Origin of the sequence: Psychromonas hadalis ATCC BAA-638 (assembly GCF_000420245.1) — a bacterium.
Classification (GTDB): Bacteria; Pseudomonadota; Gammaproteobacteria; order Enterobacterales; family Psychromonadaceae; genus Psychromonas; species Psychromonas hadalis.
The window spans coordinates 1-24855 of record NZ_ATUO01000017.1 but is presented as its reverse complement, the minus strand read 5'-3'; the positions used below and the strand labels follow the sequence as shown (position 1 = coordinate 24855).

Genomic DNA, 24855 nt, shown 5'->3' with positions numbered 1-24855 from the left:
CCCATGAAAATTATTATTGCTCCTGATTCATATAAAGAAAGTTTAACGGCAATGCAGGTTGCCAACGCGATTGAAACTGGTTTTAAGAAGATGTTACCCGATGCACAATATATAAAATTACCCATGTCAGATGGCGGAGAAGGTACTGTGCAGTCATTAATTGATGCAAGTAACGGTCACATTGAAACCTGTTTTGTCCGCGCACCTTTGGGTGAGCAGATTGAAGCATTTTATGGTCTGATGGGTAATAAAAAAACCGCCATCATAGAGATGGCGGCGGCATCTGGTTTGCATTTGGTAAAGCCTGAATTACGCAACCCTTTGCTAACCACTAGCTACGGCACCGGTGAATTGATCAAAGCCGTTTTAGATAAAGGCTTTAATCACATTATTATCGGCATCGGTGGCAGTGCAACCAATGACGCAGGCATCGGTATGGCACAAGCTCTGGGTGTTAAAATGCTCGATAAAAAGGGCCAAGAGATAGGCTTTGGTGGTGGTGCTATTGCCGATTTAGTGACCATTGATACCAGTAATATGGACTCTCGACTGGCTAAAGTAAAACTTGAAATTGCCTGTGATGTGGATAACCCATTATGTGGAGAAAAAGGCGCATCTGCTGTTTTTGGACCACAAAAAGGGGCAACAATCAAGATGGTCACCGAGCTAGATGATAACCTAGCCCACTATGCAGAGTTGCTTAAAACGCAGTTTGGTAAAGATATCAAAAACAGTGCAGGCGCAGGCGCAGCAGGTGGCATGGGTGCAACCCTATTAGCCCTATTTAATGCCAGTTTACGCCCAGGTATTGACATTGTAATGGATGCCGTTAACCTTGATAAAATTCTCAGTGATGCAGATTTGGTTATTACGGGTGAAGGACGTATCGATAGCCAGACCATTCACGGTAAAACCCCTGTTGGTGTTGCGCGTGCAGCAAAAAAATATAACCTACCAGTGATCGGTATTGCCGGCTGTTTATCAGATGATTGTGAAGTGGTTTACGAGCACGGCATCAATAGTGTATTCAGTACCATACCAGCGGCAATGTCACTTGATAATGCAATGAAGAATGCCGCTTTTAATATTGAAAAAACCGCCTGTAATATTGCAGCTTTATTAAAAATACAACTACGATAAAACAATTTTTAAAAACATAAATAACAGTCTTCAAATTGAAGGCTGTTTTGTTTTCTAGAGGCTAAAATACCTATCACTGATTATATTATTGGAAATCACACCAAGTCAGAGAACACTCGTAAATGATGAGGGTAACTATATCTATTCAATTTCTACAGGGGGACGAAATGTTAGCTCATGCACAACAACATCTTCAGGGTTTGTCAGTAACTGGCTAATCATTGTCGCGACACTTTCTGGGCTCATATATTACGGACGGGCTTGCTCTCGAAATTCTGTATTCGTTCCACCAGGGTAAACAGCCGTAACTTTGGCTACTCTAAGGTCAAAAGCCTTTACGCAGCAAGCTGCGGGGTATTAGACCCGAAGATAAATGTCGCTGAAGCTGATTGTTGACATAACACACTCATAAAACTCCTATATTTACGTGGACACTATATCCATACACTATGCATAAAATATAACCATACACTGACAAAAAACAACAGCTCTTTTTCTACCGTCAGTAAAGTGTAATAAACTTACCAAGCCTTACATGGTAAGTACGTACATATTTAAGGCATAAAAAAGCCTCCTTTAATATGTTACTCACATAAAAGGAGGCTTACTTATTAGACGTCAATTACTTACTGCCTATTCGGCAGGATTTGATTAACATAAACATCGAAACGATTATTTTTATTTTCAGCTGCCTATCCGGCAGGTCACGAGAAATTAAATTTAAAGGTGCGCCCTTGATTATTTTCAGCGGCCTATCCGGCAGGTCACAAACCCATGAAAATTAACTTTTGGTTTGTTTCATTTTCAGCTGCCTATCCGGCAGGTCACCATAGGAGTATTAAGCGTTACTCGGCAATAGTATTTTCAGCTGCCTATCCGGCAGGTCACATCAAGGTGTCCAGTTGCTCATGAGTAATATTATTTTCAGCTGCCTATCCGGCAGGTCACATTTAGTGGGCAAAATGCGCATGTACGCAAATATTTTCAGCTGCCTATCCGGCAGGTCACTTTCCCAAAAGGGAAAATGGTAATGACCAAAAATTTTCAGCAGCCTATCCGGCAGGTCACTTGCTTGCTGTGCATCCACTTCACATGCAAATATTTTCAGCGGCCTATCCGGCAGGTCACAATAAGCTTTTATAACTTACCTACATAAAATCAATAAGTAAGAATAAAAAGAACGATTTAACCAAAATTAAAACCGCTGAATCATCCCTTATTTAATCAATAAGTTACAATAACTATCAAATAAAGGGTTAAATCCTCCCTATATATAGTGATAATTCAGGAACCGTTCCATTTAGTTTAGAGTTAGATGCAAACCCATAACAGCTAAACTCTGGCTCCTCTTGTTTATCAACAACATCCCTTTGAATATGCAGAAGATAATCTTGCTGACTGCTTTTGCTGCTTATTGCTATTCGATGGAATACCTCGAACTCTCTTGATTTAATCTTCCTCTCTGGAGAAAAAGGTTCCCCTCTTACTAGAGCACGTTTTTTAAGACGCTTTAACCGTCTTCTATTCCCACCAACAAACATTTTCGCTATCTGTTGATTACGGCGAAACTTCACTTCAATGCAGTCATTAGGGACATCATCGACTTGACCCAACTTAAAAAACCCACACTCTTGCATGTCCTGAAAATACGATTGTTGCCTCAGCTCGTTCAACATATAGCTATCACTATGAGTAAAGGCAATGACATTACCAATAGAAATATCAGACCAAGCTGGAAGAGTAACACCAACTCCTTCAATACTATGTCTCGATATATACCCGTGCATAATAGAGATGCAACGCCCCATCAACAAAGTACAGTTAGCCTCCTCTGGTACAAAATGCACCATGAAAAAATACCTTTTCATACTTTCTCCTTCTTCTTATGCTCAGCCTTTTTCTGGAACATTCCACCCTTTATTAACACCGAAAACAGATAATATATATTGGCAGTGATTGCCCCTGTCTCCTCTTTTGCATTTTTAGTTAGTTCTGCTTTATAACTTTCTGCATTTATAAGGAGGGAATAAAAGTCTTTTTCAACCTCTGGTGAACGGCGAGTTATACCTAACTCTTTATCAGCGCCAAATTCATGAACCCGCAAGCGTTTACACGCGTTATCTCCCCACCAATCATCAATAGATTGTAACGCGGCACCAATTTTTACGGAATTAAAGCTAACAGCATATCGCCCATCAACACACTTCACTTTTGCAAACTGCTTGGTCGCTTCAACGGGTTTAGGTACCTCAGTCTGTTTATTGTTAATAGTAAGGATCTGGCTAGGATAAATTTCTTGGCAAAAAACGGTTTCAATTTTTGCAGTTATATCAGCACTCCAAAATACACTTGGATCAGTAAGCGCTTGATGCACCTCTTCGCTTAACTTATCTAACAGCTCTTTCTCTTCTGGTGGCCAAGTACTTTCCCAAGCAAGCAGTCGCGTGTTTTTTACTTTATAGCTATTGCCTCCGCTGGTCTTAATCTCAATTTCGGTATTGCCTGTATTTTGATTTTTCCATAACCAAGTCCCTAATATAATATTTTTACAATAGCGAGTTGCTAGTTCTTTATAGCCTCCACACTCTTTAAATGTATTCGCAAACTCTTTTAGCAAAGTAAATACTTCAGGAGAACTACAGCCAGAAGGGTTAAGTGAATTGGCTTGCACTCTTAATGAAAAGCGACAATATAGATATTCAATATTCGGGGGAACAGAACACTCTTCAATAATTAGAGGGTTACAGTGAGTTAAGTCTTGAGGAGCTAAATTTTTAGGCGTGAATTGGGGCGTGAAAGCTTCAGTGAAACCAGCCTTTTGACCACGGATTCGGCTAACTTCAGCTTCAAGTGGAACAAAATCACAATCGTCCGTTTTATAGAAAAAAACCGCTTTGCCAGGATAAAGAGAACGGTCATATTTTAATATGTTGCATATTTCCATAAGCCACCTTTATTTATACTCTTTTCATTAACATAGAACACTCTTGAGCATCTAGCATCCAAAAAGACTTATTAAAGTAGTTTTTTATCCCTTGAAGCCTTATATCAATAGGAGAAACATACTCTGCAACTCCGATAGTCGGCTCTGCATAGCAATGTAAGCGACCTAACGAACCTGTTCTTTTTTGCGGTGTGCCTAATAAAAGATAACCAAACATTGTTGGGTATAAAGATGTATGTTTTTTTAGCAGTTCAATAAGCTCTTTTACACTACTCACTTTATGCTTTGTTGGCATGATCCAGCGACCAGACATAGGGAGCCGACTCAGTTTTTTATATAACAACACCTCACTACTATATAAGTCACACCAATCATTACCTTCACTCAACTCAGGTTGGTGCATCACACCACCTGCAAAGTTAGCGGGAAAACACGCTTTGAGTAACGCTTGTTGTGAATCTAAAAGAAGCAACTCTTCTTCATAGCCATCAATATGCACAACTAAATCAAATACCAAGTCACAATGTTTATTATCAATGATGCTAGGTCGCCTAAACTGATTTTGTTTTGGCCCCTGCATCGTTTTTTCAGGGAGCTTTTTACCAGTGACATAAGAGAACTCTTTAATAAACCATGAGAACGAAGTTAATCTAATTGTTGCTCCAAGGGCTTCATTTAACTTGCGTTGATAACGATGAATCATTCCCCAAACAGCAGTTAAAGATGGTGTTCCGCAACAGTATGGATTTGATAAAGCTTGTGCATCAAAAACTCTCAAGCCTTTCAAATAAAGGTAACGTGATCGGTTATTCTCTGCATCAGAGTAAAATTGTTTATCTTCATCGGCAATATGAGTTAATAACCACTTTAAGTGATTTTTCAACACAGGCATCAATTGCTGATGAAAAGCATATTTCTCCATGGCAGATAAGTTTGATAATGTCGTATTTAATAAGCTAAATAACGGAACGGTCAACTCAGCCAATTGATCATCTGTTACGGTTAAAAATTGATACTCTAAACTACCTTTACAACTTTCAAGCTGGACTAGCCCTCTCCCATTATCTTTAACTTCTAAGCGCCACTCTATAAGAGGAGCAAGCCACTCTGCTAAACCCGCTCTGATCTGTTTAATCGAAGTTACTTTTTGTTCTCGACGTTGCTTTAACGCCAACGCATTACCGATTGATAAAAATCCTGTTATACCATCTCTAAATTGACTGCGAACCAAAGCATGAATGTTTAATACTGACTCACCATTTAACACTCTGAATAATCGAGAATGCGTTAAACCATGAACAGTTTTATTGATAGGAGGGGGATAATCCAACACACAAACATTACCGCCAATAGATGAAACTAAGTCACTCACCGCAGCTGGCCGAGTAAATTCTACGTGAGTAAATTTCCCACGCCTTTGTCTTGATGCCTGCTGAATTTCAGATTGAACTGCATGGCTTATAACAGGGGTTAACGCAGTGTAACCGTCATGGTATGGCAACCTTATTTGAGGTGAATGCCTATCAACAATTTCAGGCTGTGAACACTCAGGCAAAAAACTATTAATACGAGCAGATAAGTTTAGGTAGTCTTTTACTGGCATTCCCAAAGATTGAAATACCACTTTCCATTTAGCTTGCTCTTCAACTAATAGTCTAGCGAGACAACTCTTTTTACCCTGCCACACAAAATGACAATCAAATAATTTAGCAAAATTTACCTTCGCTGAATCATGTGACCAACCTAAGCAAGCTTCAAAATTAGCACTACTTAATACTGAACGATGCAAAACAGGAAGAGCAACCAGCAACCTCTGTTTACTTACCCGAATATCAGGGTATTTTAAATTATGAGAATGGAGCCACTGCACCTCACCTAAGCAGTTTTCAATATGTACTTCGTTATTTAGCGTCTTTTTTGCCAATTTTTTATTGAGTAAATCATCTACCTTTTTACGTGGGTAGGTTAAATTCAACAAAATAATCAATGCACTATTTTCACAACCAGTAATATCAACGGGTTCCGTGAAACTACTGAAAGCATGCCTTAACGCGACATCTCGCAGTGCAATATCAGTATCATTTAACAGTTCTTTTATATGTAGAATATTTACCATGCTGATAAGTACATCCTTTGTTTGTCTCGCCCAAAGCTACATTTGTACTCAATAACTTCTCGTAAAAAGAATACGCCAATATGCGGGTTAATTCGATTACGCATTTTTTGGCGAAAACTACTGCGTAAAATACCATCCTGATATAACCGATATATTTGCTCATGTGAGGTATCTAATATCCTTGCTGCCTCTGAAATGCTAATTAACAGGTCAGCCACATTAGGTTTTTTAGATTTTGGGTTACGTTCAACCAAACGAGTTAGATATAAGTTCAATGCAACTCGAATAAAGTGAGGCTCTTTTTCATGCGCATTTAAATTTGGTAAAGAGGAGATAAGATCACCATAAATAAAATGAAATGCGGTGTGATTAAATAACTCAATCAACTTGGATTCCGCATTTTCGCTCACACGATCTAACTCATCATAAAAATTTTCAGGCCAGTGACTAAAAAATGTTCCCGCCTCCTTTAAACAGGATGCGCTATCTGCTGAATATCTTTTTTGATACCAAAACAAGGCTGCGAAACGCTGTGAAATAGAACTACTTTGAAACAGAGGGTTATTGGGTGAATACTCAGCTTTCATCAAGTTTTCAGCTAACGCTATATCGCCTTTACTAGCGATAGAAGCTTCCGCTTTTGATAATTCAAAACCACAGGAGCAATAAATGAGTGATTCATTTTCAATATAATTAAGAGGTTGCTGACATTGAGGACAATGGTGAATCAAGTTACAACGATGTTTGACACAAACATCAATCAACTTAATATGCCACACCTGCTTAACATAACCATCTTCAGTTAAACAATGCGGGCAAATAGGTATGCTACTCTTACCTTTTTCATCACTATAGCGAATATAGCAGAGTGGAATATCCACACCATCACGATGCACAGCGCTAGCACCATTGAAGCTTTTATCTGACTTAAATAACGCTAATTTTTGTAATTCAAAAGCAGGAAGTCCAAGCAAAGATTCTAACAAACCCAAAGCGCGCATTCTAAAATGACTATTATGCTTGGCGTGATAAACATTCAGTGTTTTTAATTCGATAGGAAACGCACCATGCGCATCAAAATCAAGCTCATGAAGTTCTTCTCGGATTGCTAAGCTGAGTTCTTCATATGAGCCAAAAAAGTTCTCTGCAACAACTCGCAACAGATAGCTTTCTAACGTTTCATCAACAAATGGACGTACTTTAGGAGAAAATAGAAATGTCATTACACACCAAAAACTTAGGAATCCTTAGTTTTAAGGTAGATTTGTTCAATCAAAATAGCAAGTAGTTAGAGCAACTGATACTTATTAATTGTCAAATTATGTATCACTCTGTTTTAGAAGTTCAATGAGCTTCCTTTTTGTACCCTCATCAAGCTTATCAATTAAACACGCTAGCGTTGCACTCTCTTCTGATTCACAGAAAAAGTAATTAATTGGCACATTAAGTTCCGTAGCCATTTTTTTTAAAATGGCGATATCAGGCATATGGCGACCAGTCTCATAGTGATTCATTCTGCCACTTGCTGAGCTTGGATCTATCCCAATTTTAATACCTAAGTCTTTCTGGCTTATTTTCATGTTCTTGCGAGCCTCTTTAAGACGCTCTGTAAAAAAGGATTTAACCTGCACTGGTATTTCATCTCAATAACTCTCACATAAAATTGATTGTCTAGTTTTTACATTGATATGTATACTTAGGAATACTAAGTTTATGTTTGTTTACGGGGTAGTGCAATGAGCCAGCAGGTCGATATGAATATTTTTTTACATTATCTTTTGGTAATAAAGAAAATGAATGATTTTACTGTCAAGGAAGCGAGAGATGCATTGTTAGCGGAACACACTGAATTTACTGACTCAACCGAAGCTAGAAAATTCATATACCGACAGCTATTGCGCAATATTAACAAGGGGTTATTGAAGCGAAAAGATCATTGTCATGGAGAAGTAAAAAGAGTTCTATATTCAAAAACAGAGCTGTTTTTTGCATCTACAATTACCCCTGTTAAACGAGAGAATAAAATCCCCTCTCCCGCAAAAACAGAAATTACTCAGCCAGTTCAAACAGAAAGTGACCTTAACGCATTACTAGAAAACCAGTTAATGGCTTACGAAGTTGATTTGAATGCCAGTTTAGAAGAAGTAAAAGAGTACACTCGCCTTTCTAGACGTTTTCCTGAATTGAAGAAAAAACTACAGGGGCATCAACGCCAAGCTAAGAATCAATCGGTACAACTGCTTGGTAAAGTACATGCTTTACAGAAAGTATTAGGATACTCGATAACAGGTTATCAAGCATGTTAAGAGTCTGGCAAGCAGAGTGTTTAGCAAGCGTAAAAAAACACTATGCGACACATAATAAACACTTTTTATGCTTAGCAACGCCCGGTGCAGGTAAAACTGTATTAGCTTCAGAGATTGCCAACTATCTATTTGAAACAGATCAAATAGATTTTGTGTTGTGTTTCTCGCCATCGAGCACTATTTCAGAAACGATTAGAAGTGTATTCTCACATCGCCTTAATTGTAATTTTGATGGAGTTATTGGATCAATTGGTTGCTCTTATACCTATCAAAATATGCGATTTTTTAATGATGATTATTGGAAGTTATTAAAAAAAAATCGTGTGTTGGTGGTATTTGATGAGATACATCACTGTGCGGGTTCGTCCTTTGATGACGCTAATGTATGGGGCCAAGACATTGTTAGCAACATTCAAGAGCAAGCCTCTTTCACTCTCGCACTAACAGGCACGCCTTGGCGATCAGATTTACTCCCTATCGCACTAGCAACCTATAGCGATCCTGATAATAAGATCCAATGTAACTACACCTACTCTCTTCAACAGGCTGTTAAAGATGGTGTTTGTCGCAACCCCAAGATCGTATTAATTGATAATGAAGAGATTTCTGTTACCAATTCAGACCAAGAGATTAAAACCTATCACTCACTACAAGAGCTGTTAAAATCCCCCTCTATCTCATATCAAGACCTGATTAAAAATGAGGTGGTGATAAATTATATTGTTGCACAAGGGGTGAGTAAGCTAGCTGAAATTAGGCAGTTGAATAGCAATGCTGCAGGACTCATCGTTGCAGCTTCTGTTGAGCACGCACAACAGATACTTGCCATGCTAACAGATGAGTTTCAACAATCAGCTACGATTGTTACCTACAAGGAAACTCAGGCAGCCGATAGAATTAACCACTTTCGTTTTAGTAATACCCAATGGATAGTCAGCGTAGGCATGGTATCAGAGGGAACCGATATTCCACGCTTACAAGTCTGCTGTCATTTGAGCCGAGTAAAAACAGAACTCTACTTTAGGCAAGTCTTAGGTCGTATATTGAGAGTGAGTAACTCACCCAACCAAGAGGCTTGGTTATTTACGCTAGCTGAAGAGAAACTAAGCACCTTCGCCAATAGAATTGACCAAGAGCTTCCAGATTATTCAGTACTAGCAAGAGGCAACCATCAAGAACAACGCTTTTCGATAACCCACAATAGCGATACAGCGGCTTCAGCCACCATTAACACTTCACCAATACAAGTGAGTGTGTTACTTGATGAATTGTCGTTCAGTGAGCCTGTGGCAAGCTCAGAGAGTCAAAGTGGTGGCTTGCCTAATGTTGCATCACTGGAAAGCTTTGGAGGGTTTAGGAATAAGCTTATTGAGACGTTTATTGGGTTGTAGGCTGTTGGTAGAGTGTGAAGATTAAGTCGCTAACGCCCCCTTAGCGCCTTAGAAGCTTACCCTTAGCTTGGTTACTCCCGAAGATGGCCAAGTATGGAAAACTTGGCTGGGTAATTAATGCCGTACTTTTTGCTTTTTATCATATTTTCCAATTTTGGCTGTTCCCAACAATTCTTGTGGGAAGCCTCATTTGGACTTTTGTAATCTATCGTAGCAAGAGTATATATCCCGCTTTAGCCGGTCACTTAGTCGGTAATTTCTTACTTACATTTATTGCTGTAATTTTTCTGGTGTTGGTCTAACAACACGCCCTGAGGTAGACCGCCAGTAATCATTAGCTATTTATTGCAAACCCGAATTCCACATCTAAAAAAGATGGGATATCCATAAACTTTGACTGAATTTCACGCTTCCTAAATTTACCAACTACAATGCAAAGTGCATTTTATTGATTAAATTATTTAACTATTCGCTATTCATGCCGATAAATACAGTCTGTAAGGTGAGATAATTTTTTTGGAGAACAAAATGGGACAGATTTATGGATAATATGTCGGTTGTAATCAACACTGCTTATAAGAAACCACTAATGCTGAGTCAGGCTTCAAGCGTAGATAAGCCTGTCACACAAAATAAGGATGCTACTGGTACGGGTGAAAAAGTGCAGCAATCGGTAAATGTTGAACTATCCGATGAAGCTAAGAAAAAGAGTTTACAGGATAGTAACCAGCAGGCTCTGCGTAAGCTAATGGGAAAAGAGGACATTGATGGTGTCGAAGGTTCCGATGATAAACAGACGCTTGATGAAATGATTGCGGCGCTACAGGAGGAAATTGCACAATTAACTCAAGAGATGGTAAAACTGCGATCTCAAGGAGATGAGAGTTCAGTCAATGAAGCAAAATCATTAGAGATGCAAATTGCTTCGTTAACCGCGCAATTAATGGATTTATTAACACAAAAAGTGGAACAAGATAAAAGCCAGTAATACATATTACTAAGCGCTGAAGAAACAAAAAAAAGATGGTGAAAAAAATGACACCCCAACCTATTTCTAACAGGACGAGTATCAGGTCTTTCATCTTGAATAGGCTTCAAAATTAAGAAGCATTACTCTACCCTATTCCTTTAGAGTATGGTCATGTCAGCATAACCTATCTCGCAATGTGCCCCGTTGCGACTTTCAATGGTTATGAAGTCGAGGTGAGATAACTGTTCGATTGATAAAATGCAGCCTTACTATCGTTAAACATAATATCTAATGACTTCTGCTTAGCAATAAATATACTTTTAACATTATTATCAATTTGAGTCGTTAAAATAGATCGTAGTGTAAATGTTAGAGAGCAATTTATCGGAGCTAGAGAATCACAGTTATCAAAAATGAGTATTGTAGGCTCTTGTAAGCCCGAATGTAGATACGCTCCACCATGTGGAACCTCTTCAATTACTTTTTTAAAACCTTCATGTTTAATATCAAGTAGAGCATCCAGTGGGTCTTCATACTCTTTGAAATCAATATAATGTACTTCTATTCCTTTAGACTTAGCAATCAAAGAAAGCTCATGAATGAAAGTACGTTCAAGCAAACTACTTTCAGCAGAGCTGATTTCATAAAGAGGTAATAACCAAGCACAATCGATAAAACGTTCTGCTGTGATTTTCATTGGTGGGACGGGTTTGTGTGTCCTTGGTGGTAGCAAATGAATACTCCTAAACCTAAATTTACATGGTCGTAGTTTTGGTCTAATAATTTTAATATAACCTGTGCTTTTACAGCTCATGAAAGATTCAATAGTATAGTAGCTCTATGATTTATGCCACTAGATAGGAGTAAACATCGCAACACTTCCTACCTCACAATGTTTCCCTTGCGTCTAAGAAAACTATGGCGCTAACGCCCCCATTAGCCTTAGAAGCTTACAAATTTGTGGCCAATATTACTTAACCACAACAAGTTAATTACACTTCGCTACAATAATAAATATGTATATAGGAAGTACTCTAACGTAATATCATTACGTTATTAAAAATAATTATTCTACACCAAAATAAGAAACTGCCGATGGAACTAGAAAAGCTAATTTGTAAGACACCAGGCACTAACTCTGCCTTTACATTACCTAATACAATATCTTTAGATCTGTTGATTGAAAAGTGTAAATTGATTGGAAAAACTAGTTATATAGACTTAGCACAAGTCGATAAGGCAACTCTAATTAACCAGTTTTCTGAATTTGAAATCATCGTGTTAACTAATGTAGAAAACCTTAATGAACATCATGAGTTACTTTATCAATTGTCATGTTTACTAGATCATGATGAACCATATGTTCTCTATGTTGTAAATGATATGAATAAATTTAACTTACTTCAACATAACAATGCGGGACCATTATACCTCCGTTGGTACTGGCTTAATGATTTAAGTAGGTGGTGGTGAGACTTTTATTGAGTTTCTTTTCGTTGGTGTTTACGACTAGGTGATTTTGACCACTAATTTATCGAGTAACATTTCCTATCTCGCAATATGCCCCCAAGCGAGTTAGAAAGACAACATAATTTAAATCAAATAGAGTCTTAAAAAAACAAAATTCACATGTATTCATAGTGCACATGTGAATTCACAGGTGTACTATGAATACATGTGAATTACAAACTAGAAAGCTAACTTGCAATCGTACCATTACGACTTTAAAAACTATAAATATGTGGCCAACTTTGATTAGCTACAACACTGTTGTGGCTAAGGGACTCGGGCCATTAATTAAGAGTGAATCACCAACATTTGCTAGCTCTTTTAATACCCCTAAAATCAAATAGCCTATCGCACCTATTTAGAGGTTATAGATCATTAATATCGACCGCTATCTCCGGTTGATCTTTTCTACTTTCAACTAGACGAATTAATTCTATATTTTCTTCAAACTCCACCACTAAATCAGCTAGCTTATCGAGTTCGTCGCCCTCAGGAGTATTAGGCTTAGCCTCCCAAAGCTCAGTTATGCGAATTAAAGTAGCCTGATGTTCATCTTCTGTTTCGATTCTTTTCATATATTTCTCACTTTAATTGCTTTACCACCCAGCTTAATTAAACTTCTACACTAAGGAAATATTAATTACTAATAAACCAAGTGGTTAAAACTCAAGCTAGCGCGCATTACACCGACTTTCAACTATCGCATTTTTGTTTTTCTGAATTTTCGCTATTTTTTTAGATCTTGTACATTCCCATTCTGATACAGGGTACATTTTATCCCAAGCGTTCATTAACTGCTTCTGAGACTTGCTCATACTATATCTCGAATATGTATCATCCATATAAAGATACGTTCTAGCAATTCGACCACGAGCCTCTGAAGGGGGCTCTGCCTTCTTATTATCAATCTTCATTGGGCAACTGCCAAAATAACTTTGGACATGCGGTAGCATCTGAAAATTGTAATTACTTCTCATTGCATTTACAGCTCCAATAGCAGGAAATAGGTTATGCATATCGGCTTGCATATACTTATATTCAGCATTTACTTTATTAGCACACTTTCTGCCTTTATATGTTTTCCCTTTACTCGTCACACACTGCTTATCCCCCTCTCGCCACTCAATAAATGTTCGACCAAAGTTTTCAGCTGGTACTACATGTTCCCATTCAACACGCTTTGAACGTTTAACATGTTTGTCTGTATGGAATCCTTGAGGAGGAATAATGTTTTTCTTAGCATCAAATAAGGCACCACAATAAAGTGTAATTCGGTTGTTCTGATACACCTTGGTTTCTAGTAGTTTTTTAGCTTTACTAAATGATTGGTTTGTTTCATTTACAGCAAATGTGCTCAGAGGAAAAAGAGAGAATAATATTAATATACTGATGATTTTCATTTAAATGCCTTTCATTGATTGCCCTATCTAATTACTAAACTTATCACGACCAATAAATTATAGGAGAATATTATGAAAGCTTGGAACAAGGGAAAACGAGTAGGTCAGAAGAAAGCCTTTAGATTAGAAGATATCTGGAGAATCAGAATTCGTCTTGAACTAGAAAAGAATCTGGAGCAGCTAGTCATATTCAATTTAGCAATTGATAGCAAATTACGATCGAGTGACTTAATTCAGCTCAAAGTACGTGATATCTCTTCTGGATCATTAATTCAATCTCGTGCCATCATTGAACAAAAGAAAACACACCGTGAAGTTCAATTTGAAATTACACCTAAAACGCAGCAATGTTTAAATCTCTGGATACATGATCAAAGATTAACTCCCTCTGATTATTTATTCCCCAGTCCTCGTAGACACGGCTACCACATAAGCTATCACTATTATTCAGGGATAGTTAAACAATGGGTAAGTAACTTAGGCCTAGATTTAACTCAATACAACACTCATTCGCTTAGGAGAACTAAAGCATCATTAATTTATGCAAAGACGAAAAATCTTAGAGCAATACAATTATTATTGGGTCATTCTAAACTCGAAAGCACCATTGAATATTTAGGAGTTGAAATAGAGGACGCTTTAACTATTTCAGAAGCGACAGAAACATAATTATATCTAATGAGAGGCGAAATAGATTGATGGGGCGCTAATCCCCCTAGGCGAATTGATAACCTATAAACTGGTGGACAATTCACTTAGCAACAACACATTGCTATTCCGTTCTCTCTGATAAATTTAGATTAATGCCGTTATCCACTATCCATCCTTTACGAATGTTGGTGGCTGAAAAGGATTGCTGATTACTTGAGTCTAAAAAAATAACAGAGACGCTATTTGCACTGACAAAATTAATAACCTCAACTATCCCGCATGACTCCGTTGGGTAATAATTACCTGCAACCATATTATGAAGAGTAACGGACTCATCCCTGATGTCGCCACTACGGATCAAGGATGCGGTGGTATTGCATCGGAATCCGGTATTTGAAAATTTAATATTTATCAACTTTCGATTTACGTGCTCTATAATCTCAAATGCACCATAACGCTTTGAGTTATGCAAGTTTCCTGCGATTAAGTCGTCAGGTACGCTAAAGGCATTACAATCACTTAATTTTTGTTGTGATGATGAGAAGAGTGATAGCTTCTTTGCGAACTCTTTACTGTCTTTAATTGCGCCTTTACGAATGCAAGAAGAAGTAAATGTTTGAATATTTTGAGTTTGCTGAAACATAACAGAGACATCAGTTGAATTGGTATAATGAATAATTTCAACTGGCCCAGAGGTGCCAGTTTGGTGGACAACCTTTCTCTTCATATCTTCGGGGGCACCTCGAAACTTCATGCACTTCCTTCCTTGATTAATAATTGATAACGATGAATCAACATAGTATCGTAGTACAAGCAAGATGGATTAACATATCATTAAAAGTAGGATGTAAATCACCACCGAAGTGAACTCGACAAGGCCAAAAAGCTAAGTCGCAACCGCCCCCATTGCGCCTTAGAAAATACATTTTTTTCTGGCAATAACAGAGCTTTACGTAATGATTGAGGGAGGGGTTCCTTTTGAATTTAGCAGTACTCCCCAAGGGTACTGTGTGTCCAAACTTGAATCATTTACATATTCATAAACGACACATTCAGGATGAGTTCGCTCGATTTGCCTACCTAGTGAAAAATTTAATGAAGCTTGAGCTGCACAGAATATATGAATCCGTGAAACGCCATCTGAAGCCAATGTTTTTAATAACCCTCTAAACTTTTGTTGAAATTCTTCTAATTTTAACAAGCTATTCATACTGTCATCTTTTGTTTTGGGCATAGTGATATTAATAATCCCTTTACCGTTTAATCTGGTACCAACTTGCTCTTCTGATACAGGAAATGAAAATCCCATTAATATACAAACTTCTTTCTCATTATTATATTTATTAAAATCAATAACTGGGGTATTAGAATCATAAAAAATATCCTCTAATGCGTACCACTCTGAAGATTCACGATTAAAATCCCATAATGAAACTTTTGAAGTATTGCCTATTTTATAGCCAAGGGAAAAACCAATAGGTACAGATGGGGTTCCGCCATAATGAAGTGAAATATTTCTGGTATCACAGTGGTGGGTTATATTTTCAATAGAGTTATTAAAAACTTCTATCGTATAATCGAGTGCTTTAGCATTATCTTTCAAAATACTATTTTCATAATAATTAGATGTATCGATGAATAACGTACTACCTAAGCCTGTTTTTTTCTTTGCTGCTTCACTTAAACTTTGATTTCTCGAACTTCTCAAACCGATGTGTTCAATAAATATATTTGGATTTTTTTTCTCATGTTGCATAGCTCGAAAAACAGCTAGAATGGCAAATAGAGCACCAAAAATAAAAGATGCGTAAGAAATCAAAATCGGAATTGTGTCTGAAAGTGAATAATTTATATTTACTGTTTCGCCATCAGGAGAAGACCAAAAGATGTTAATCACCCCCACTGTGCCAGATACGGTAAATATCGATATAAATATAAGGGACATTTGCCAAAGGCGTAAATCTAAACTTTTAGGTCTAAAATACCAATTAAATAACTTATTAATTATTGATTTGAACATTTTATTTATTCCCTTTCTTTTTATATCCACCATTAATAAAGGGAAATATTGATACTTGCTTTGTGCCAACAATGGCGAATAAGAATGCGGGGATTGCATCTAAATTCTCATGCATTAGTTTTTTCCAGTCTTGTAAGTCTGCGCGTGAAGGCGTCGGATAGGGTTCAGGATGGGTATGCCATGTACCAATAAAAAAAGCCTCTCCATTTGATTTTTTAAACGCTGTATTTATGGTGGTTTGATGGCTTGAATCAGTCATTTTATATGAACAACGACGTCTAGTATCGGCAACGCCAGGAGTAGTGCAACTATCAACAATTATGGTTCTTTTTTCTCGTATATATCCGCCAATTAAGACACCACAACCTTCAAGATCAGATTTTTTTAATTGCCTATAATTTTTCCAAACATTAATAACTTTAGTATCAAAATTTACTTTAATACTTTTACTATTAAAGAGCTTTATACATAATTCATTTCGCACAACAAGGACACCTTGTGCTTTTTATCTCTTTCAGTTTTTCAACATGTTGTAAGTGGGTATATCTGTGAGTTAACTCAATATTATTTTCTTTAGCTTCTTCTGAATCTTGACGCCATGAACCAGACACCCCATGAGTTACAGTTTTTGTTAATACTTTAATAGCCAACCGACATGTAAGACTTGCAGTATCTCTAGCGTCTATACTCGAGTATGGTAAAAATTCAGTACCACACCCCGCATGGCCTTTTAATACCTTTTGGCCGGAAGCAATAAAGTTAAGATTACTAAATAGCTCAACTTCATCTGAAGCCAATCCAATATATGTACACTCCAAGCAACCACCTAAGAAAGGAGTTGAAAGAACGCTATGACCACCAACACCATATGCCTCTTGCCAAGAGTAAATGACAGGAATGTTTAAGCCTTCTTTTGCAATTTCTCTGTTAAACACTCTTTCTTGGGAAACATTCCCTGTAGCGACAATTACTAAGTCATAATCTTTTAATTCATAAGGGGAAAGCTCTAGCAATTGCGTATTTAAAGGCTTAGCAATTACAAAAGGAAAGTTCTCTGTTAAATAATCAGAAAGCGAGGACGCCTTATTCGTATAAAGATAACGGGATGGTAAAATATGACGATGAATATTCTCAGGATTATAATTATCGTAATCCACTAAAGTTAATTTTCCAACTCCAGAAGAAGCAAGAGAGTGAGCTATATACCCCCCAACTGACCCACAGCCAATAATACAAACATTCTTTTGGTTAATATCTATAGCTCCCCCGCCTCTTTGTATTAGGCTTGATGGGGAAAAATCATCTGCATTTATAGCTGTCGCATTCCAATTGCCGATAAATGACTCATGAAAAGGAAGTTTTGATTTTTTTTCTGCCTTAAATTCCAGAGCAACTGTAGCGACCTGATCTTGAGTGAAAACTCCCAATACAACATAACATGCTGTTGCTTTTTTAAGTCTCGCATACTCTTTTAAATCTATTTTAGTTTTATTGTCTATTAGGTTTAAAACACCACACCACCATTCCATAATATCTTGGTATGGTAAAGGTGGCATAAGCCTCATATCTGTTGGAATAGGCAGATATATTCCTTTTCCTATGTTTTGTCTAAATCTTGATGAGGCTGATATATTTACAGCATACCCCCCTTGGCAAGGATTATTTTCACTTGCAATAATAACGTTGCCTAAACCATTTTGTACATCTTTCGTAAATTTAGAACGTACAATTAGAGGTGAGAAATGGTTTAAGTTATTTATGAAATTTAAAATTCGAGGAGCATCAGATGCCACATGGAATCTCCACACGCCTCCAAATTCTTTTAATATTTCTTGATAGTTATATTCAGGATTATCCAAAGAGTTTTGAACTATTTTTTCAGCCATTTTTAATGTATCAAAAACAACTTTTTCAGGTGCATCAAAGTTTATTGAAAATGATTCTTGAGAACCGATACAAATACTAGCGTATCGTTCAGCCCCCCATGCAACATGAGCTAAATGCCCAAAGTCACCTCTATTTTCCAAATGATAATTTGGAAGAACATATGGGAACTCATCAGGAAACTCTATTCGAATAGAAAAACTTGCCGTTAGGCAAGAATGGGTTGATATGAGTTCATTATCACGGATTACGACATTAAACCCATTTTTTTTTAAGAACTCTACTATCAAATCAATATCATGCACCACTAGACACACTCATAACACCAGACGAGTCAGTTTGTTCTCTTTTTTCATTATCCGAAGGAATAGGAAAGTCATTACCAAATGCAGATTTTTCTAGTATTTCACACTGATTTTTAAGATTTTTTTGTTCGGTTACTTCATCCAAAATATCACGTAACTTAGATAAACGTTCTCTTAAGGTAGTACCGACTGTTTTTCCATGATTATCAAAAATGTCTCTATTAGGTGATTTTGGTAAATTTACAATTAAATCATATTTGACTTCACCGAGCAGAGTGCTGAAAATATCTTTTTTGAAATAAGTATTGTCAGCCAAAATATTATCAATGGTATTGCGTAAAGCTAAATGGTCGTCCGCTTTACCATTTTCATCAATAGAAAAACAAATTTTCTCTTTAAGCATGACAGCTAAACCAATCGAATATACCTTTTTTCGTTTCTTCACGTCAGTATATTTATAATCTCGCCATCTTTTCATAATACGGACTAATCGATAATACTGAGCTCTTTCTTCAGTACTTTTCCCTTCCCCCTCCCATACTAACCAAGACTTTAAGCCTTTAGGGTCAGACTCATCCCACTTTCGGTTATCTTCATTTGAAGTTTCTTTACCGACAGCAAGTTCAATATCAGCATTATCATCATTATCATCAATTCTAAATACAACATAATCAATATGAATTGGTTTGTTTTTATAATCAGCCGTAATACATGGCTTTTTTATTTTAGGATCTGAAAACCCATGGTCTTTTAAAACTTTTTTTACTACTTTTTTAATATCGATCGGATTTTCTGGTGATGATTCTTTTGTTACAACAATTGCTCTATCAATATCATGATCACCATCAATAGGTTTTATTCCCGTATAAACCCCCATGGATCCCAAAAGAAAAGTATCACTAATATCATATTTTTCTTCTTTAAACGCAACCTTAATCTTCCCATAAATTAAATCATCTTTTTCACGGGCGTCTTTATATCCACTATCTTGACGGGTTAATGATATTGTTTCTGTGAATTTTTTATATTGACTTTGTAATGACATTTGAGCCCCTTATTTTGATGTGGATAAATAACAGATGGGGGCTGTAAAATATTAATCAAGGGGGATAGGTAAAAGTATCGAAAACAACTGAGCCAAGTCTTGCCTTTTGGTCAATATTACTAAGCCACAACATACCGCATCAGAACACTTGTTGGGCTATTTTGGAATCTGGCACACTCGCCCCAAGATGCGCCTAGCCCCTCGATTTCTGATAAAACTGACTGGCGATCCCATGAACAGGGCAACCCTGTTCGCCCTCTGTTTTTTTTATTGTCGTAGGCATAAAAACAACGTCGGTTTATACTTAGGAAAAGGGGGGAAGTCATCGAGCTATTGCTCGTTAAGTAGATACATTACTACTATGTGGGTACTGTTTAAATGAGTGCTCTATATCGTCATTCTGAACATCGACTTTGAGAGTGGTTATGGTACTAAACTCGCAATCCGGAACGATAGCTTATATTTGTTATTGTGACAATGAACAAGTAAATTATTATACCAATATTGATAATAAATGTTAAAAAATAACGAGGAAAGTTGATGAGTAATAAAGCAGAACAGTTTTGTAATCAGGCCGCTAGTGCTCCAATTGATTCACTGGACAATTTTCGTCAATATCATATGAGTCTTAAAAAGCAGGTGAACTGGGATGACGTTGGTTTTTTGACTGATAAGGATGATAAAAACACCATCATTTTACTTAGCCTTGATGAAGAGATGGTAGCTACACTAAGGTTATGTCTAGAACCAAGTGATGTTGCAAAATGTTTAGCAAGTTTGTCTAAAAGTAAAAATGAAGTTACTTACAGAAATATCCAAGGTTATCAAATAACTAGTGATGATCTGTTAACCCTTGAGTCAATAAGTAGTACATGGATTAAAGCGGCCCAACAAAGCGACAATATACCGATCAATGAACTAGAAAATCTATTCACCCGCTTTGAGGATGACCGAAAACTAAAAGGTAGAGGAAAAGACTTTACTGTAGAAACCAAAAATACTGTATGGAAAGAAAGCTATGGTCGCTGCATGTTCACTGGATGTGGCGAAAAGCTAGACCATGATAGCATTTCAGGGACAACTGGAAACTATGCCTATTTAGCACATAACGTCGCCTCTTCTGAGCAAGGTGCCAGAGGGATCACTGAACTATCTGGTAAACTTTCCAACGATCCTGACAATGTACTGCTTCTCTGTGACAAACACCATCGCCTCATAGATAAGGTCGCAGCAAGCGATTATACAGCATCTATGTTATCAGCAATGAAAAAAGAATTTGGCATCGTTGCGAATGGTTTATTAGATGGTCTAAAATACCAGCCAATTCCAGTTTATTCTGTCCTATGGCCAGTCAACTCTCAAACGGTTTCACCACCATCATATCTTCAGGTTGCAACTAGCCTATCCAGAATAAAACGTCGAATGCATGAACAAATAAACATTTTGAGCGACAACGAAGACTTATTGATCAATTCCCCAGATATACTTTGGCAAATGATGCCTAGCGTAATTCAAAGTGCAGCAGACAAGATTATTCAACAAACAAAGGCTTTTGGCTTCAATGCGGCTTTATTTGGCTTCGGGCCAACATCTGCACTTATTGGATTAGGTGCTAAATTGGGGAATAAAAACGATGTAACTCCTATGCTACGCTTCAGGGAAGGGGGAAACTGGTCTTGGCCTAGCGATGTTGCTTTAGGGACTTTTTATGAAATAGTAGGTCTAGACGATTTAAAAGAAAATGCTGACTTTATCATAAACATCGCCTTAACTGCCGAACCAGAAAGTCTCATTAGTGCTGCAGAAGTTTTAAGCGGTGAAAAAGGTGCTCAGATTATTACTATAAGGGCCAAAGAAGAATATATGGGTAACGGTGCAATTTCACACCCTGAAGACGGAAAAGCTTTTACTAGCGCACTTCAGTCTCTTTTCCATAAGCTAAGGTCTGAGTATAGCGCTCAAACTATCCACCTTTTTACCTGTGCTTCAAACGCGGCCGCTATTTTTATTGGTCAAGCTTATGATACCCATCACCCTGAAGTTGTCGTTTATGATTTTGATAGCAGTACGATGGTGCCAAGGCTGAAATTGAAGAATGAGAACCATAAATGTCAAGTGTCAGCTTTTCAGCAGTAAAAGTTGTACATAGAAAGTCGTCCATAGACATACATGAAAAGGGCATGGGACTAACTTTACATTGAGCTAAGGGACCTGAGGTGAAGCTCTTTCATTTTGAGTTTTTAATTATTATTCTAAGGCGCAATGTGCCCCAAAGCGCCTTAGAAAGTTATAGATAGATGGCCAAATCAACTTAACCAGAACGCTTATTTCTCTTCATAGAAATTATTGATTAATCACTCAAAAGCTCATGATAAATACTGGTAATTCTTTTATCTGAAAGACTAGCAATATAATCTTTAGCAATAACTAAATTATATGTATCAATATTATTTAATACAGATGGATTGAAGCCAATCATTACATTTAATGGTAAAAAAGACGTATAAGCTTCAGGCAAACTGAAATACAATTTGGCCTTCTCATAGAATTTAATATAATTAGTATTTCTCAACCTCTCATGTTCGACTCGAAATCTCTCATCTATGTGTTCTGGATATAATACATATAAGATTAGCAACTCTGATACGATCTTGGACGCCCTCATATTTGCAGATAATACCCTTGGATCTCTGTGTAGCTTACCTGCTTGAATTTTATCCCAGATTTCCCCCATATCGGCTTCAATCTCTGGCCCGTGGAATATGCAATAATGTTGTGCAGTTCGAACTTCATTTCTGGAACTAAGCTTACTGATTCTTTTAGAAGACTCTAAAATCACATCCTCCATAAGAAGTTTAATTATTGAACCACGTTGCTCTATAAATTTCACATATAAGCTTTCGGACGGTGACATCCTAAAATCAACCGGTGGCCGATGAAATAGTCGACAATTCATTAAATCTTGATAGCTTACAATGCCTAGCCTTATTCCATCTTCTATATCAGATAGAAGATAAGATATTTTATCTGCAGCACGTACGGCCTGCCCTTCCAAGTGACTAAAACCACCACATCCAATATATTCTTGGTGCTTAGAATTTTTCCATACACTTTTATGGCTTCCAGTCTCGCCAGAATGGCAGTATGTGTGTTTAAGTATACAATCACATACGTCGGGAGTTAGGTTAAGTCCAGGGTGAGATTCAAACACATTATGCTGATATGACCCTTCTAGATACCTTACGACATCAACACCATGCTCGTAATGGTTAAAACCACATTTAAATCCCAAATTAGTAAATAAACGGTCAATAGCATTTTCACCAGCATGCCCGAAAGGGGTATGCCCTATATCATGAGCCAAAGCACCAGCTTCAACGAGGTCTTTATCTAATCCGAAACTTGATGAAATTGTAGTGGCCAATTGCATAACCTCAATACTATGTGCCAGGCGTTGTCTTAGATTTTCATCTTCCCCAAGTGGAAATAGTTGGGTTTTATCTGCAAGCTTTCTAAATCCGCTAGACCATATAATTCGATCTCTATCTCTCTGAAATTCAATTCGAAAACCATCACTGCTATTTCCAAACTCTCGTTTGCTAGCCTCTTGTGCCCAACGACTGTTTGTTGATGAGTTTTTCTCTTTTATTTCTTCCCCTGTTCTTCTTGCGGATCCATCGGAGTATTTGCTCCATAAACCAAGTCGCTCGTCGAATTGGTCAATTAGATTTGTGGATATGACAGCTGAATTACCATTACTTCTAAGAGATTCAATCGCCTCAGCTTTACTTTTCCCCTCACTCCAACATTTAAGGATATTTTTAACTACATTGAAGTCCTCTGCTTGATACCCGCGTTTACTAGAGGTCCATAAATTAACTTCAGGGACCTTATCTCTCCTACTTATGGACTCTGTAAATTCAGGGATATGTATTAAACCAACCCCCGTAGTAATATTCGTTTCAGAAAGAAAAACCCTGAACATTGAGGCCATATTACCTCTTGAATAACAGTGTATATCGGGAATATTCTTGGGAGCAACATCCATTACCCTATTACTACCGACACGTATAACTAATAAATCTGAATAACGCCAGGGTTGATTAGATAATGGAATATTTCCTTGTTTAAAGGCTGCACTTTCAAATTCTGGAATAATGTACTGAACAACAGATTTTTCTACATAAAGAACCTCATGCCCTAAACGATGCAACTCTTGAGTTAATTTTCTCCGCTCCTCTTCAATCCCTTCTCTGGTTAATACTTGAGGAATTGAGCAATATATTTTTCCATTTATTTTTGTAGCATTTATTGCTCTAGATAAAAAAACATTGAAATACTCTTCATACCATGGAGGATCAATAACAACACTGTCAAAACTATTAACATATTTAGCATCTAGTTCATTAAAGATATCGTGTTGGAGCCCTGAGCTGTTTTCAGGAAAGGTATTATTGAATAGCGAAATTAAATCAGGATCAATATCTAGCAACGAAACACTAGCACCGTATGATTTTAATGTAGCAGCTATTGTTGGTGTCCCGATACATAATATTTCAGCAGAATCTGTTTCATCAAGAACCTTTCTGGATAATTTTTCCTGTGAATCAAGGGTATACCACCACTGGTAGAACAAAGGATTGGCGGCAGGTAGATTGAAGTAAAATTTATTCTTGTAGTCTAATGATACAGTCTTAAATTCAACACCTTCCTGTTTAACCTTTTCTAAAATGTAGCTAATATCTTTAGGTTGTGCGCCATCACATTGAGGAAGGATTTTATCCAGTGTTCTGTACCCTTGACTATACAAACTTCCTACTCTACGAAGTAATCGAGTATCCCATTGCTCTTTCATAGTTAACCAGCCATTTGATTAGATTAAACGTAAGCGTCAGGGCAACCACACCTTCATCTAATTTCTGATCTCAGTTATGTTATTTTCAAGTCAAATAAAAGGAAATAACAATGAAAATAACGCGCAACGAAACACAATGGCAGACCCTAGTAAAAAATCAACAAACCAGTGGGTTAACTATTTCAGATTACTGTCAACAACATCACTTATCAACGTCTAGCTTCTACACTTTCAAGAAAAAACTAGGCCTAACATCCAACAGCTTTGTTCGCGCTAAAGTGATACAACAAATTGAATTTATGGAAGAACAACCATCAAT

22 protein-coding genes, 1 pseudogene and 1 CRISPR repeat array are annotated in these 24855 nt (G+C 37.2%); of the genes and pseudogenes, 9 read left to right on the top strand and 14 right to left on the bottom strand.

What is annotated here, in order from left to right; translation table 11 throughout:
• Positions 1 to 3 precede the first annotated feature (3 nt).
• Positions 4 to 1140: a glycerate kinase gene (locus G322_RS0103775; protein WP_022940479.1), complete on the top strand. Its 1137-nt coding sequence runs from the start codon at positions 4 to 6 to the stop codon at positions 1138 to 1140.
• Between the two features lie 680 nt (positions 1141 to 1820).
• Positions 1821 to 2268: a CRISPR direct-repeat array (repeat unit 28 nt; unit sequence ATTTTCAGCTGCCTATCCGGCAGGTCAC).
• Between the two features lie 128 nt (positions 2269 to 2396).
• Here G322_RS0103775 and cas6f read toward each other — a convergent pair.
• The 5 genes from cas6f to G322_RS0103745 form a co-directional block, all read right to left on the bottom strand.
• Positions 2397 to 3008, bottom strand: coding sequence for a type I-F CRISPR-associated endoribonuclease Cas6/Csy4 (gene cas6f / locus G322_RS0103765; RefSeq protein WP_022940478.1), 612 nt, complete (start codon positions 3006 to 3008; stop codon positions 2397 to 2399).
• Positions 3005 to 4084, bottom strand: a complete 1080-nt coding sequence (csy3, locus tag G322_RS0103760) for a type I-F CRISPR-associated protein Csy3 (protein WP_022940477.1) — start codon at positions 4082 to 4084, stop codon at positions 3005 to 3007. The genes cas6f and csy3 overlap by 4 nt, the downstream gene beginning before the upstream one ends.
• Positions 4085 to 4097: 13 nt before the next feature.
• Positions 4098 to 6200 (bottom strand): type I-F CRISPR-associated protein Csy2, encoded by a 2103-nt coding sequence (locus G322_RS0103755; protein ID WP_022940476.1) that lies wholly within the window; start codon positions 6198 to 6200, stop codon positions 4098 to 4100.
• Positions 6194 to 7423: a TniQ family protein gene (locus G322_RS0103750; RefSeq protein ID WP_022940475.1), complete on the bottom strand. Its 1230-nt coding sequence runs from the start codon at positions 7421 to 7423 to the stop codon at positions 6194 to 6196. Before G322_RS0103750 ends, G322_RS0103755 begins: the two co-directional genes overlap by 7 nt.
• A 96-nt stretch (positions 7424 to 7519) precedes the next feature.
• On the bottom strand, positions 7520 to 7780 hold the full coding sequence (locus G322_RS0103745; RefSeq protein WP_022940474.1) for a helix-turn-helix domain-containing protein: 261 nt from the start codon (positions 7778 to 7780) through the stop codon (positions 7520 to 7522).
• Positions 7781 to 7936: 156 nt separating this feature from the next.
• Here G322_RS0103745 and G322_RS0103740 point away from each other — a divergent pair, with 156 nt between their 5' ends.
• From G322_RS0103740 to G322_RS0103725, 4 genes and pseudogenes are all read left to right on the top strand, one after another.
• Entirely contained in the window at positions 7937 to 8506 is a 570-nt protein-coding gene (locus tag G322_RS0103740) for a hypothetical protein (protein ID WP_022940473.1), read from the top strand.
• The gene (locus G322_RS0103735) at positions 8500 to 9897 is read left to right on the top strand and encodes a DEAD/DEAH box helicase (protein WP_022940472.1); all 1398 of its coding nucleotides are present in this window, start codon (positions 8500 to 8502) and stop codon (positions 9895 to 9897) included. Before G322_RS0103740 ends, G322_RS0103735 begins: the two co-directional genes overlap by 7 nt.
• An 80-nt stretch (positions 9898 to 9977) precedes the next feature.
• Positions 9978 to 10199: pseudogene (locus tag G322_RS24735) on the top strand (CPBP family glutamic-type intramembrane protease); the annotation flags it as partial.
• Positions 10200 to 10438: 239 nt separating this feature from the next.
• On the top strand, positions 10439 to 10885 hold the full coding sequence (locus G322_RS0103725; protein ID WP_022940470.1) for a hypothetical protein: 447 nt from the start codon (positions 10439 to 10441) through the stop codon (positions 10883 to 10885).
• Positions 10886 to 11087: 202 nt separating this feature from the next.
• Here the strand turns inward: G322_RS0103725 and G322_RS0103720 are convergent, their stop codons facing one another.
• Positions 11088 to 11564, bottom strand: coding sequence for a hypothetical protein (locus tag G322_RS0103720; RefSeq protein ID WP_022940469.1), 477 nt, complete (start codon positions 11562 to 11564; stop codon positions 11088 to 11090).
• 398 nt (positions 11565 to 11962) lie between these two features.
• Here G322_RS0103720 and G322_RS0103715 point away from each other — a divergent pair, with 398 nt between their 5' ends.
• Complete coding sequence (locus tag G322_RS0103715; RefSeq protein ID WP_022940468.1) at positions 11963 to 12340, top strand: hypothetical protein; 378 nt, start codon at positions 11963 to 11965, stop codon at positions 12338 to 12340.
• A gap of 401 nt (positions 12341 to 12741) precedes the next feature.
• Here the strand turns inward: G322_RS0103715 and G322_RS22145 are convergent, their stop codons facing one another.
• Positions 12742 to 12951, bottom strand: coding sequence for a hypothetical protein (locus G322_RS22145; protein ID WP_051143723.1), 210 nt, complete (start codon positions 12949 to 12951; stop codon positions 12742 to 12744).
• Positions 12952 to 13047: 96 nt separating this feature from the next.
• Positions 13048 to 13776, bottom strand: coding sequence for an endonuclease (locus G322_RS0103705; protein ID WP_022940467.1), 729 nt, complete (start codon positions 13774 to 13776; stop codon positions 13048 to 13050).
• A gap of 72 nt (positions 13777 to 13848) precedes the next feature.
• On the opposite strand from G322_RS0103705, the gene G322_RS0103700 reads away from it, so the two are divergent.
• The gene (locus G322_RS0103700; protein WP_022940466.1) at positions 13849 to 14445 is read left to right on the top strand and encodes a tyrosine-type recombinase/integrase; all 597 of its coding nucleotides are present in this window, start codon (positions 13849 to 13851) and stop codon (positions 14443 to 14445) included.
• A 103-nt stretch (positions 14446 to 14548) separates the two neighbouring features.
• On the opposite strand, the gene G322_RS0103695 is transcribed toward G322_RS0103700, so the two are convergent.
• The 5 genes from G322_RS0103695 to G322_RS0103675 all read right to left on the bottom strand — a co-directional run bounded on the left by G322_RS0103695 (position 14549) and on the right by G322_RS0103675 (position 19681).
• Positions 14549 to 15181, bottom strand: coding sequence for a hypothetical protein (locus tag G322_RS0103695; RefSeq protein ID WP_022940465.1), 633 nt, complete (start codon positions 15179 to 15181; stop codon positions 14549 to 14551).
• A 195-nt stretch (positions 15182 to 15376) separates the two neighbouring features.
• A complete protein-coding gene (locus G322_RS0103690) occupies positions 15377 to 16447 on the bottom strand; it encodes an SAVED domain-containing protein (protein ID WP_022940464.1) in 1071 nt (356 codons plus the stop codon).
• A gap of 1 nt (position 16448) precedes the next feature.
• Positions 16449 to 16931, bottom strand: coding sequence for a Mov34/MPN/PAD-1 family protein (locus tag G322_RS19865; protein WP_022940463.1), 483 nt, complete (start codon positions 16929 to 16931; stop codon positions 16449 to 16451).
• Positions 16921 to 18639, bottom strand: a complete 1719-nt coding sequence (locus tag G322_RS0103680; RefSeq protein WP_022940462.1) for a ThiF family adenylyltransferase — start codon at positions 18637 to 18639, stop codon at positions 16921 to 16923. Before G322_RS0103680 ends, G322_RS19865 begins: the two co-directional genes overlap by 11 nt.
• Entirely contained in the window at positions 18629 to 19681 is a 1053-nt protein-coding gene (locus tag G322_RS0103675) for a cyclic GMP-AMP synthase DncV-like nucleotidyltransferase (protein ID WP_022940461.1), read from the bottom strand. Before G322_RS0103675 ends, G322_RS0103680 begins: the two co-directional genes overlap by 11 nt.
• A 540-nt stretch (positions 19682 to 20221) precedes the next feature.
• On the opposite strand from G322_RS0103675, the gene G322_RS0103670 reads away from it, so the two are divergent.
• Positions 20222 to 21817, top strand: a complete 1596-nt coding sequence (locus G322_RS0103670; RefSeq protein ID WP_022940460.1) for an SAVED domain-containing protein — start codon at positions 20222 to 20224, stop codon at positions 21815 to 21817.
• Positions 21818 to 22031: 214 nt separating this feature from the next.
• Here the strand turns inward: G322_RS0103670 and dgt are convergent, their stop codons facing one another.
• Positions 22032 to 24536: a dGTP triphosphohydrolase gene (gene dgt / locus G322_RS22140; protein ID WP_022940459.1), complete on the bottom strand. Its 2505-nt coding sequence runs from the start codon at positions 24534 to 24536 to the stop codon at positions 22032 to 22034.
• A 110-nt stretch (positions 24537 to 24646) separates the two neighbouring features.
• Here dgt and tnpA point away from each other — a divergent pair.
• On the top strand, positions 24647 to 24855 hold a 209-nt coding region (tnpA, locus tag G322_RS0103660; protein ID WP_022940458.1), incomplete at its 3' end, for an IS66 family insertion sequence element accessory protein TnpA.

Coding starts and splice junctions, on each gene's coding strand:
- G322_RS0103775 (WP_022940479.1), top strand. CDS start 4: ATGAAAATTATTATTGCTCCTGATTCATATAAAGAAAGTTTAACGGCA.
- cas6f (WP_022940478.1), bottom strand. CDS start 3,008: ATGAAAAGGTATTTTTTCATGGTGCATTTTGTACCAGAGGAGGCTAAC.
- csy3 (WP_022940477.1), bottom strand. CDS start 4,084: ATGGAAATATGCAACATATTAAAATATGACCGTTCTCTTTATCCTGGC.
- G322_RS0103755 (WP_022940476.1), bottom strand. CDS start 6,200: ATGGTAAATATTCTACATATAAAAGAACTGTTAAATGATACTGATATT.
- G322_RS0103750 (WP_022940475.1), bottom strand. CDS start 7,423: ATGACATTTCTATTTTCTCCTAAAGTACGTCCATTTGTTGATGAAACG.
- G322_RS0103745 (WP_022940474.1), bottom strand. CDS start 7,780: ATGAAAATAAGCCAGAAAGACTTAGGTATTAAAATTGGGATAGATCCA.
- G322_RS0103740 (WP_022940473.1), top strand. CDS start 7,937: ATGAGCCAGCAGGTCGATATGAATATTTTTTTACATTATCTTTTGGTA.
- G322_RS0103735 (WP_022940472.1), top strand. CDS start 8,500: ATGTTAAGAGTCTGGCAAGCAGAGTGTTTAGCAAGCGTAAAAAAACAC.
- G322_RS0103725 (WP_022940470.1), top strand. CDS start 10,439: ATGGATAATATGTCGGTTGTAATCAACACTGCTTATAAGAAACCACTA.
- G322_RS0103720 (WP_022940469.1), bottom strand. CDS start 11,564: ATGAAAATCACAGCAGAACGTTTTATCGATTGTGCTTGGTTATTACCT.
- G322_RS0103715 (WP_022940468.1), top strand. CDS start 11,963: ATGGAACTAGAAAAGCTAATTTGTAAGACACCAGGCACTAACTCTGCC.
- G322_RS22145 (WP_051143723.1), bottom strand. CDS start 12,951: ATGAAAAGAATCGAAACAGAAGATGAACATCAGGCTACTTTAATTCGC.
- G322_RS0103705 (WP_022940467.1), bottom strand. CDS start 13,776: ATGAAAATCATCAGTATATTAATATTATTCTCTCTTTTTCCTCTGAGC.
- G322_RS0103700 (WP_022940466.1), top strand. CDS start 13,849: ATGAAAGCTTGGAACAAGGGAAAACGAGTAGGTCAGAAGAAAGCCTTT.
- G322_RS0103695 (WP_022940465.1), bottom strand. CDS start 15,181: ATGAAGTTTCGAGGTGCCCCCGAAGATATGAAGAGAAAGGTTGTCCAC.
- G322_RS0103690 (WP_022940464.1), bottom strand. CDS start 16,447: ATGTTCAAATCAATAATTAATAAGTTATTTAATTGGTATTTTAGACCT.
- G322_RS0103675 (WP_022940461.1), bottom strand. CDS start 19,681: ATGTCATTACAAAGTCAATATAAAAAATTCACAGAAACAATATCATTA.
- G322_RS0103670 (WP_022940460.1), top strand. CDS start 20,222: ATGAGTAATAAAGCAGAACAGTTTTGTAATCAGGCCGCTAGTGCTCCA.
- dgt (WP_022940459.1), bottom strand. CDS start 24,536: ATGAAAGAGCAATGGGATACTCGATTACTTCGTAGAGTAGGAAGTTTG.